Consider the following 12,050-nt stretch of genomic DNA (forward strand, 5'->3'; position numbering starts at 1 on the left):
ATAAAATGGCACTGACTAAAAAAAGAAAAGTAGCAGAAAGTAAGGTGGATAAAAACAAAGTTTATTCCCTTAAAGAAGCCGCTGCATTAGTAAAAGAAATTAATTGCACCAAATTCGATAGTTCTGTAGATATACATATTCGCTTAGGCGTTGATCCTAAAAAAGCCGATCAGCAAGTACGCGGTACTGTAAGTTTACCACATGGTACTGGTAAAACCAAAAGAGTACTGGTTTTATGTACACCTGATAAAGAAGATGCTGCAAAACAGGCTGGCGCTGACTATGTTGGGTTGGATGAATTCATTCAAAAAATAGAATCAGGCTGGGTTGATGTAGACGTAATTATTGCAACCCCATCAGTAATGCCTAAAATTGGTAAACTAGGTAAAGTATTGGGTCCTCGTAACTTAATGCCCAACCCCAAAACCGGTACCGTTACCAACGATGTAGCCGCTGCAGTGAATGAAGTAAAAGGTGGTAAAATTGCATTTAAAGTTGATAAAGCAGGTATTGTTCATGCTTCCATTGGCCGTGTTTCTTTCGATGCCAATAAAATTGCAGAAAATACCACTGAATTAATTAATGCTATTTTAAAATTAAAACCCGCAACTGCAAAGGGTACTTATTTAAAAGGCGTTAATATGGCCAGCACTATGAGCCCCGGTATTACATTAGATGCAAAATCATTAGCAAACTAAGTCCTGGTGATTCGGAATTCCGAATATGACGCGGGTATTTAAAAAATTAGTTATGACCAAAGAACAAAAAAATGAAGTGATTGAACTTTTAAAAGAAAAGTTCTCACAATACAATAACTTTTATGTTACCGATACTGAATCATTAACAGTAGATCAGGTAGGTAAATTACGTAAAGCCTGTTTCGATAAGAATGTAGAGCTGAAAGTAGCCAAAAACACACTGATTAAAAAAGCATTGGAAGCATTAGATGCTGAAAAATATACAGGGGTATATGAATCATTGCACAATGTAACAGCGTTACTTTTTTCGGAGAACCCGAAAGATCCTGCATTGATTATCTCTTCTTTCAGAAAAGCAAGCAATGATGAAAAGCCTCAATTAAAAGCAGCTTTTATTAATGGTGATATCTACACCGGTGATGCTAATCTGGTAACATTAACAAAAATTAAAACAAAAGATGAATTGATAGGTGAAGTAATTGGTTTACTACAATCTCCTGCAAAACGTGTTTTGGCTGCTTTATTGCACCATCACGAAAAACAGGCAGAAACAACCACTGCTGCAGAATAGTTCATTTGTAAAATTTTATAACCAACACCTCTGAGGTAAAAATGGGGTATTTTTCCATAACCTTCCGCCGGAGCAAACGCAATGAAGGCGGTTTTTAAAACTTAAATATTATGGCAGACGTAAAAGCATTAGCCGAAACCTTGGTAGGTTTAACAGTTAAAGAAGTACAAGAATTAGCAGATGTATTAAAAGCAGAATATGGTATTGAGCCAGCCGCTGCCGCAGCTGTAGTAGTTGCAAGTGGTGATGGTGGCGGTGCTGCTGCTGCTGCAGAACAAACTTCATTTGATGTTATTCTGAAAAGTGGTGGAGCCAGCAAATTAAATGTGGTTAAAATTGTAAAAGAATTAACCGGTTTAGGTTTGAAAGAAGCGAAAGATCTGGTTGATGGTGCACCCAAACCAGTAAAAGAAGGTATTTCTAAAGCTGAAGCTGAAGAATTAGCCAATAAGCTGAAAGATGCCGGAGCTGAAGTTGAAATCAAATAACTTTACCGAAAATTATTCCTTCATTACCTCCGAAATACTTTCGGAGGTAATTTTTTTAAAGGGAATTTCGGGACTGGGTAATGCATTGGGTTGGTAGTGAACAACCCGACTGATGTACCGGAAGCAAAAACCAGCCAATATTGAAATAAATTTTGTTTTTTCTTTCACCTGCTTTCCGTACTTTTGCCATCCTTATTTTAAGGCATTTAGATTCCGGTGAATTGGGAATGGCCATTAAATCCCTTTCATCTTTGTATAACAGAGCGCCGGGAACCTATCGTTTCCCTATTTTTTAGCTAAAACCGGTTTTACAAAATACTATGTCAACAACAACACTGAACAAAAGGATCAACTTTGGCAAAACAAAAAACCTAGCTGAAGCACCTGATTTATTAGACATTCAACTTGAATCATTTCGTGAATTTTTTCAGTTAGAAACTACACCCGATAAAAGGAATGTAGAAGGACTATTCCGTGTATTTAAGGAAAACTTTCCTATTACAGATACACGTAATATTTTCGTGCTGGAATTTTTAGATTATTTTATTGACCCGCCACGTTATTCAATTGAAGAATGTATGGAGCGTGGTTTAACCTATGCCGTTCCATTAAAAGCTAAACTGCGGTTAAGTTGTAATGATGAAGAACATGTGGATTTTCAAACCATTGTTCAAGATGTGTTTTTAGGAAATATTCCTTATATGACACCTCGCGGCACGTTTGTAGTAAATGGTGCTGAACGTGTGGTTGTATCTCAGTTACATCGTTCACCTGGTGTATTCTTTGGCCAGTCTGTACACCCTAACGGTACTAAAATTTATTCTGCCCGTGTAATTCCTTTTAAAGGTGCATGGATGGAATTTGCCACCGATATTAACAACGTAATGTATGCGTATATTGATCGTAAGAAAAAATTCCCGGTAACCACCCTCTTACGTTCCATAGGCTACGAAACAGATAAAGATATTCTTGAATTATTCGGAATGGCCGATGAAGTTAAAACTGATAAGAAGGAATTATCCAAATTCATTGGAAAAAAATTAGCTGCCCGTGTACTAAGAACCTGGGTTGAAGATTTTGTAGATGAAGATTCGGGTGAAGTGGTATCGATTGAGCGTAATGAAATTGTAATGGAACGCGATACCATTTTAGATGAAGATGCCATTGATACAATTATTGAATTAGGCGTTAAAAGCGTATTCATTCAAAAAGAAGACGTAGGCGGTGATTATGCAATTATTTATAATACTTTAAATAAAGATACCTCAAACAGTGAATTAGAAGCTGTTCAGCACATTTATCGTCAGTTACGTGGTGCTGATGCTCCAGATAATGAAACAGCACGTGGTATTATCGATAAATTATTTTTCTCAGACAAACGTTACGATTTAGGTGAAGTTGGCCGTTATAAAATTAATCGCAAACTGAACCTTGATTTATCCATCGAGAAAAAAGTATTAACAAGATTAGATATTATTGAAATTATCAAATATTTGGTTCGTTTAACCAATGGTAAAGCCGAAGTAGATGATATTGATCATTTAAGCAATCGCCGTGTTAGAACAGTGGGCGAACAATTGTATGCACAATTTGGCGTAGGTTTAGCTCGTATGGCTCGTACCATTCGTGAAAGAATGAATGTACGCGACAATGAAGTATTTACGCCTGTTGATTTAATCAATGCTCGTACTTTATCTTCCGTTATTAATTCATTTTTTGGTACTTCCCAATTATCTCAATTCTTAGACCAAACCAACCCCTTATCTGAAATTACACATAAACGCAGGATTTCAGCTTTAGGACCCGGTGGTTTAAGCAGAGAAAGAGCCGGATTTGAGGTGCGCGACGTTCACTATTCTCATTACGGTCGTTTATGTACCATTGAAACACCCGAAGGCCCGAATATCGGATTGATTTCTACCCTTTGTGTACATGCAACCATTAATGATATGGGCTTTATAGAAACCCCTTATCGTAAAGTAGAAAATGGGAAAGTTAATTTGAAAGAATTAACCTATTTAAGTGCAGAAGAAGAAGATACCGCAAAAATTGCACAAAGTAATACACCACTTACCCCTAATGGTGAATTTGCTGTAGATCAGGTAATTTCCCGTGAAACAGGCGATTTTCCCATTTTAGATAAAGAGGAAGTTGAATATATGGATGTTGCGCCCAACCAAATTGTAGGATTAAGTGCCTCATTAATTCCTTTCTTAGAGCATGATGATGCCAACCGTGCATTGATGGGTTCTAACATGCAACGTCAGGCCGTACCATTAATCAGATTAGAATCTCCGATTGTAGGTACAGGTTTGGAAGGTAAAGCAGCCCGTGATGCCAGAATTCAAATTCATGCAGAAGGAGATGGTGTGATAGAATTTGTAGATGCCAATGAAATACATGTGCGTTATGAAAGAAGCGAGATTGATAAACTCATTTCATTCGATGATGATTTGCGTGTTTATAAATTAACCAAATTTATCAAAACCAATCAGGCTACCTCTATCAATCTTCGTCCGGCTGTTAAAAAAGGACAAATTGTTAAAAAAGGTGATTTCTTAACCGAAGGTTATGCCACTCAAAATGGAGAATTGGCTTTGGGAAGAAACTTGCAAGTAGCTTTCATGCCATGGAAAGGTTACAATTTTGAAGATGCCATTGTAATTAACGAAAAAGTAGTTCGTGAAGATTTATTTACTTCTATTCACATTGATGAATATGAATTAGAAGTACGCGATACCAAACTGGGTGAAGAAGAATTAACGCCCGATATACCAAATGTTTCTGAAGAAGCCACCAAAGATTTGGATGAAAATGGTATCATCAGAATTGGTGCATCCATTAAAGAGGGTGATATATTAATTGGTAAAATAACGCCCAAAGGTGAATCTGATCCTACACCGGAAGAAAAATTATTAAGAGCCATATTTGGTGATAAAGCCGGTGACGCAAAAGATGCTTCTTTAAAAGCACCTAACGGAACAGAAGGCGTTGTGATTGATAAAAAATTGTTTCAGCGTGCTAAGAAAGATAAGAACAGTAAACAAAAAGAAAAATCACAATTAGAAAAAGTAGAAAAAATACATCAGCAAAATGTTGAAGTTTTAAAAGAACAATTGCATAGTAAACTGCAGGTTTTATTAAAAGATAAAACATCTGCCGGTGTTACCAATACTTTTGGTGAAGTATTAATTGGGAAAGGCGCAAAATTTAATGCCAAAAATATTGCTTCTATTGAGTATCAAAGCGTTAATCCGTTAGGCTGGACAGGTGAAGCCGAAACTGATCATTATATTAATACAATGTTGCATAATTACAGTATTAAATATAATGAAGAACTGGGCAGATACAAAAGAGAGAAATTCAATATTTCAATTGGTGATGAATTGCCAGCCGGTGTTTTAAAATTGGCTAAGGTTTATTTGGCTGTTAAGCGTAAATTGAAAGTTGGTGATAAAATGGCCGGACGCCATGGAAATAAAGGTATTGTTGCAAAAATTGTACGTGCCGAAGATATGCCTTTTATGGAAGATGGTACACCGGTGGATATTGTATTAAATCCATTAGGGGTACCTTCCCGTATGAATCTGGGCCAGATTTATGAAACCATTTTAGGATGGGCCGGAAAAAAATTAGGGTTGAAATTTGCTACGCCAATTTTTGATGGTGCTACTACAACAGAAATTGAAAAATACTGTGAAGATGCGAATATTCCATTAAATGGTCATACTTATTTGTATGATGGTGAAACCGGTGAACGTTTTGATCAAAAAGCTACTGTGGGTGTTATTTACATGATTAAACTGCACCACATGGTTGATGATAAAATGCATGCTCGTTCAATTGGACCTTACAGTTTAATTACCCAACAACCTTTGGGTGGTAAAGCACAATTTGGTGGTCAGCGTTTTGGTGAAATGGAAGTTTGGGCATTGGAAGCTTATGGCGCAGCTAATATATTACAGGAATTATTAACATTAAAATCTGATGATATTATTGGCCGTGCAAAAACATATGAAGCCATTGTAAAGGGTGAAAACATACCAAAGGCAGGCGTGCCGGAGTCTTTCAATGTATTGGTTCATGAATTAAGAGGTTTAGGGCTCGATTTAAAATTTGAGTAATCTTCCTGAATATTTCTTTCATACAAAGCCGTTTGATTTTTTCAAACGGTTTTTTTATTTTGTTTCTTTTGTACATTCTACTTAACAAAAATCAAATTCTGCTCCTTAGTATTTTTTAAGTAATGCTTTCATTTTAAAATATTTACCTTGTACTTAAAATTAATTTTTATGCGTTTATTGCTTGCGCTATGCTGTTCAGTTTTTTCTTTATTAGGAATCAGTCAGCCCCATGAATATTATATGATGGTAGGTAGTTATACCAATCATATTGAAGTGTATAAGTTTAATACGAATATCGGTTCTGCTAATTTGGTGAGTACATTTACTGGAACATCCAATCCTTCTTATCTTACCGTTTCAGATAATGGCAAATTTGTTTATGCTGTGAATGAAAATCACAAAGAAATTCCGGGGGCCGTAAGTGCCTTTTCTTTCAATAAAAAAAATGGAACACTACAATTGTTAAATACCACGCCGAGTGGGGGAGATGATCCCTGCTATATTGATGTAGATGCTACCCATACATGGGCTGCTGTGGCTAATTATAGCAGCGGTAGCTTGTCTATGTTAAAGATTAATGCAGATGGTTCTTTGCAACCACTGGCACAAAATATAGAACATCACGGATATAGTGTAAACGTTACCCGACAGGAACAGGCACATGTACATTGTACCATTTTTTCTCCTGGCAATAAATATTTATTTGTGGATGATTTAGGAACAGATAAAGTGTATCAATATCATTTTAATCCTACCAATGAAACAGCGCCTTTATCAGAAACAGATACCGCATTATTTGATGTTCCTGACGGATATGGCCCAAGGCATTTAACATTTAGTCCCAACAAAAAATTTGCATACTTAATTACAGAATTGGCCGGTAAAGTAATTTGTTTTAATTATGATAGCAATACCGGGCGGCTGCAAGCCATACAAACCATTGCATCATGTACTGTTGGTGATCCCAATGAGCGGGGAAGTGCAGACATTCATATTACTCCTGATGGGAAATATTTATATACTTCAAATCGGGGTAAGGCGAACGATATTACCATTTACCGAATTGCTGCCAATGGTACTTTAACAGAATTGGGGCATCAGTCAACACTTGGCGTACATCCCAGAAATTTTGTTATTGATCCTACCGGGAAATTTTTATTGGTAGCCAATAGAGATACAAATAATATTGTAGTATTTACCATTTATAAAAGTACCGGTATGTTAGTACCCACCGGTGTACAAATAAAATCGGAAAAGCCAGTTTGTTTAAAAATGTTTCCTGTTCAATAACCACTCTTTCAATGCATTAAAGTTTGCAGGCATATTCATACTTTTTTTTTCTTTAGTGAAGAGTTCCTTAATAGCTTCAGGAAAGGGTACCTGATAACCGGTTGCCAGCTCTACAACATCAGGAAATTTTACCGGATGCGCAGTTGCAGCTATATAACCGTGTTCATTTGGAAATTGCTTTAAATAGTGTGATAATGCAGCAAAAGCAACTGCTCCATGCGGGTCTAACAAATAGTTATATTGTTTGTATACGGTTTGTATGGTTTGTAGGGTAGTTGCATCATCTACACTAAAACTGTTTATTTTATTTTTTAATGATTGAAATGAGTGTTGAAATATTTCAAGAATTCTTATGAAATTACTTGGATTGCCCACGTCCATTGCATTGGAAAAGGTTGGAACAGATTGTTGGGCATGATAGGTACCGGTATTTAAATAGTCGGTTACTACTTTATTGGCATTACAAGCTGCAATAAAATGCTGAACAGGCAGGCCCGAATGGTGTGCCAGTATTGCTGCACAGATATTACCAAAATTACCGCTTGGTACAGATATAACGGGAGGGGTTTGCTGTTGCCATTGCTGGTATGCAAAAAAATAATACAATTGTTGTGGCAGCCATCTGGCTACATTGATAGAGTTGGCAGAAGTAAGCGTTAATTTCCGGTTTAAATCTTTATCCATAAATGCTTCCTTCACCATTGCCTGGCAATCATCAAAATTACCTTCAATTTCAAGTGCTGTAATATTGTTACCTGGTGTTGTTAATTGCAATTCCTGCACTTTACTTACTTTATTTTTGGGATATAAAATAATTACTTCAACACCTTTCACACCCAAAAATCCATGAGCAACAGCACCGCCGGTATCGCCGGAAGTAGCAACCAGCACAGTTACCGGCTGGGTATTATTCCGGTTAAAATAAGCCAGACATCTGCTCATAAATCTTGCGCCTACATCTTTAAAAGCTAAGGTTGGACCATGAAATAATTCCAATGCAGCAATGGAGGGTGTAATGGTTACTAAAGGAAATGGGAAGTCAACCGTTTCCTCAATAATTTTTTCAAGAATGGAAAGAGGCATTGCATTACCCATATAAGGTTGCATTACGGTTACCCCAATCTCTGTTTTCTTGTAGTGTTGAATATTTTCAATAAATCCTTTGGGTAAAGCAGGTATGTTTTCCGGAAAATACAACCCTTTATCCGGTGCCTGTCCTTGAATGGCGGCTACTGAAAAATCTACAACAGGGGCTTTATGGTTTAAACTAAAATATTTCATGATTATAAAATAAATGGATGTTGATGTGAAGTTTTAAAATGAAATGTGTAGCCAATACTTATTTGTTATAAATAAATTATATATACATATCTTAATTGATGATTTTTACACCTTGCTGATTAATAGTGGTTACATGGGTATAGTAATCTAAACCAATAGCATAGTATACCTCTTTCATAATATTTTCAACTGCAATGGCTATGTCTTTGGTTTTGCTTAGCATAAAAATAGAAGGGCCTGAACCTGAAATACCGCCACCTAAAGCACCCACTTCTTTACATTTGTTCTTTATTTCATAAAATCCTGGAATTAATATGCTTCTTACCGGTTCAATGATTACATCTTCTAAGCTTCTTGCAATTAATTCATAATCGTGTTGAATAAAACCTGCTACCAAACCTGCAATGTTACCCCACTGTTTGATAGCATCTTTTAGTAAAACATTTTGTTTTAAAATTTGACGGGCATCGGCTGTTCTCACCTCAATTTGAGGATGAACAACGGTTACATATAAATCGGGAGCTGTTATGGGAATAATATCTAATGGAAAAATAGAACGGATGAGTGTAACGCCACCATAAATTGCCGGTGCAATATTATCGGCGTGTTTTACCCCACTGGCCACTTTTTCACCAAACATGGCAAAACGAACCAGGTCTAATTTGTTAAAATAATTATTTAATAAAAAGTTGGCTGCAACCACTACACCTGCTGCACTGGCTGCGCTGGAACCTATTCCACTGCCGGGTTTAATTTGTTTTTTACTAATCAATGTAAATCCATTTATTTCAGGTACTGCTTCTAAAAATGCTAAAAGTGCAGCTCCGGCAACATTTTCTTCCGCTTTAAGTGGTAGGTTAAAATTATCTTCATTTATTATTGTAACACCTTTGGTATCGCTAATAGTTAAGGTATAGAAATCCTCAGGTTGATTGATTGCAAAACCCAGAATATCAAAGCCGCATACTATATTGGCAACAGTTGCAGGACTACTAACGGTAATGCTTTGTTTTTTTATTTGCACAATTTCTTTTTTGCTTTTTAAAAATATTGCTTTAAGTGAACAGAAAGCTTATGAACACTTTATAGGTATTCATCATTAATGAACCACCCGAATAATATCCGCAAAAACTCCTGATGCAGTTACATCGGCACCTGCACCGGCCCCTTTTATTACTAGGGGTTGTTCCGGATATCTCTGTGTATAAAACAATACGATATTATCTTTTCCGTATAAATGATAAAAATCAGAATCAGCAGGTATCTGCTTTAATCCTACCTCGGCTTTTCCATTTACATACTCAGCTACAAATTTTAGCTTACAGTTGTTTGCGGTAGCCTTTAAGTATAATTCTTTAAAATGTGCTTCATGTTTTTCTAATTCCACATAAAAGTCGTCTACAGTTCCCTGCATACAAGATGGCGGTAAAAAAGAATGATTGGTTACATCTTCCATTTCTATAGCAGTTCCCGCTTCTCTGGCCAATATCATTATTTTACGCATTACATCTGTACCACCTAAATCTAACCTTGGATCGGGTTCAGTATAACCTTCTTTTTGTGCTTGTTTTACAACTGTTGCAAACGTTTCAGTAGCATTATAATTGTTAAAAACATAATTTAATGTACCTGACAATACAGCCTGAATTTTATGAATACTATCGCCGCTTCTAATTAAATCATTTAATGTTCCTATCACCGGCAATCCTGCACCTACATTGGTTTCAAAGAAGTAGGGAACATTAAACTCCTTGGCTAATTGTTTCAACTTTATATAATTTTTATAGGCAGAAGAGGCTGCAATTTTATTGCATGCAACAATAGCTATAGAGTGGGATAATAATTCGGCATAGGTATCTGCCACCTGATGATTGGCAGTAACATCTACAACAACACTGTTACGTAAGTTCTTTAACAAAATGGTTTCAATAAACCCACTCAATTTCATGGGTGGCGCTTCTTGTAATAATTGATTCCAATTGTTGAGTTGAATGCCATCATCATTAAAAAGCATGTGCCTGCTATTGCCAATACCGGTAATTCTGATTTGCAAATTCAAATGATGCAGTAAATATTCTTGTTGTTGTTTAATTTGTTCCAATAATTTACTACCTACATTTCCGGAACCTATAATAAAAAGGTTCAGTTGTTTGTAACTCGATTCGAAAAATGCCTCATGTAAAACATTGACTGCTTTTTTTACATCTTTAAAAGCAACTACAGCAGAAATATTTCTTTCTGATGAGCCTTGCGCAATTGCCCTGATGTTTACACCATTTCTGCCCAGTGCTGCAAACATTTTTCCGGCAATCCCCGGGTGGCTTTTCATTTTATCGCCAACTAATGCAATAATTGATAATTCATGTTCAACTTTCAAAGGATCTACTTTCCCCGAAGCAATTTCATTGGCAAAATGCTCATCTACAATGTGTTTAGCCATATTTGCATCTGCGCTGTTTACTGCCACACAAATAGAATGTTCAGAAGAACTTTGTGTTATCAGTATAACATTAATTCCTGCTGAAGATAATGCTTCGAACAAGTGTTTTGAAAAACCGGGAATACCTACCATGCCGCTGCCTTCTAAGCTGAGCAGACTAATGGTATTGATACTGGATATTCCTGTAATAATTTCATTTTTTTGTGCTGAAATGTTTTCAATAACGGTACCTGGCTGCTGTGGTTGAAAAGTATTTTTAATCCATATTGGAATAAGTTGTTGCATTGCCGGTTGTATTGTAGGCGGATAAATAACTTTTGCTCCAAAATGTGATAATTCCATGGCCTCTCTGTAAGAAGTGGAAGGAATGGTTTTTGCATTTGAAACCCATCTCGGATCGGCTGTCATCATTCCGGTAACATCGGTCCAAATTTCTAATGATTCTGATTGTATGGCTGCTGCAAAAATTGCTGCAGTATAATCTGAGCCACCTCGTCCCAGTGTAGTAGTTAAACCCTCCTGATTGGCAGCAATAAAGCCGGGGGAAACAAATTTCTTTGAGGACGAGTGTGCAATCCAATCCTGTATATTTTTATTGGTTAGCGGAAAAATAACCTGTGCAAATCCGAATTGGCTGTTGGTGGTAATTAATTTTCTGCTATCCAGCCATTCGTTGTTAATTTGAATGGCATTCAAATAATGAGAAATGATAGTGGATGAAAGCAATTCTCCATAACTTACAATTCTATCCATGGTTCTTTTAGATAATTCACCTAATCGGAATACGCCTTCACATATATCTTCTAATTCATTAAATTTTTGTTTTACGTTGCTTAAGCAACTGCTCTGTATAGTTACAGGTAATAAGTTTTTAACGGTTTCTAAATGCCGGGTTTCTAAATTTAGTAACAATTGTTTGTAGTTATCATCGCCTTTGGCCGCAGAAGTGCCTGTTTGTATTAATGCATCTGTAACACCACCCAATGCTGAAACTACAATAATGGATTGTTCATATTTTTTATCAGCTACTATCTCAGCTACTTTTTTTATATTCTCTGCATTTGCAACAGAGGAACCGCCAAATTTTAAAACCTTCATAAATTTAAATTATTTTATATAATAATTATTTTTAAAATAGACATTTCAATTTGCCCACTC

At 36.2% G+C, this 12,050-nt stretch carries 8 protein-coding genes; 5 read left to right on the plus strand and 3 right to left on the minus strand.

Features of this window, described 5'->3' with window-relative positions:
* Window positions 1-5: 5 nt before the first annotated feature.
* The 5 genes from rplA (at window position 6) to AC3QLY_RS09810 (ending at window position 7,171) form a co-directional block, all read left to right on the plus strand.
* Window positions 6-698 (plus strand): 50S ribosomal protein L1, encoded by a 693-nt coding sequence (gene rplA / locus AC3QLY_RS09790; protein ID WP_068246816.1) that lies wholly within the window; start codon window positions 6-8, stop codon window positions 696-698.
* A 52-nt stretch (window positions 699-750) separates the two neighbouring features.
* Window positions 751-1,269, plus strand: coding sequence for a 50S ribosomal protein L10 (gene rplJ, locus AC3QLY_RS09795; RefSeq protein ID WP_074419542.1), 519 nt, complete (start codon window positions 751-753; stop codon window positions 1,267-1,269).
* A 110-nt stretch (window positions 1,270-1,379) separates the two neighbouring features.
* A complete protein-coding gene (rplL, locus tag AC3QLY_RS09800) occupies window positions 1,380-1,757 on the plus strand; it encodes a 50S ribosomal protein L7/L12 (RefSeq protein WP_068246813.1) in 378 nt (125 codons plus the stop codon).
* 320 nt (window positions 1,758-2,077) lie between these two features.
* Window positions 2,078-5,881, plus strand: coding sequence for a DNA-directed RNA polymerase subunit beta (rpoB, locus tag AC3QLY_RS09805; protein WP_074419539.1), 3,804 nt, complete (start codon window positions 2,078-2,080; stop codon window positions 5,879-5,881).
* Between the two features lie 168 nt (window positions 5,882-6,049).
* On the plus strand, window positions 6,050-7,171 hold the full coding sequence (locus tag AC3QLY_RS09810) for a lactonase family protein (protein WP_074419540.1): 1,122 nt from the start codon (window positions 6,050-6,052) through the stop codon (window positions 7,169-7,171).
* Here the strand turns inward: AC3QLY_RS09810 and thrC are convergent.
* The 3 genes from thrC to thrA form a co-directional block, all read right to left on the minus strand.
* Window positions 7,148-8,452 (minus strand): threonine synthase, encoded by a 1,305-nt coding sequence (gene thrC, locus AC3QLY_RS09815; RefSeq protein WP_074419541.1) that lies wholly within the window; start codon window positions 8,450-8,452, stop codon window positions 7,148-7,150. The genes AC3QLY_RS09810 and thrC overlap by 24 nt on opposite strands.
* Window positions 8,453-8,543: 91 nt before the next feature.
* Window positions 8,544-9,476 carry a homoserine kinase gene (locus AC3QLY_RS09820; RefSeq protein ID WP_492989705.1) on the minus strand — a complete coding sequence of 311 codons (933 nt, stop codon included), beginning with the start codon at window positions 9,474-9,476 and terminating at the stop codon, window positions 8,544-8,546.
* Between the two features lie 75 nt (window positions 9,477-9,551).
* The gene (gene thrA / locus AC3QLY_RS09825) at window positions 9,552-11,990 is read right to left on the minus strand and encodes a bifunctional aspartate kinase/homoserine dehydrogenase I (RefSeq protein WP_287100661.1); all 2,439 of its coding nucleotides are present in this window, start codon (window positions 11,988-11,990) and stop codon (window positions 9,552-9,554) included.
* Window positions 11,991-12,050: the final 60 nt, after the last annotated feature.

The organism is Hydrotalea sp. GW822-HT8A01, from assembly GCF_058798575.1.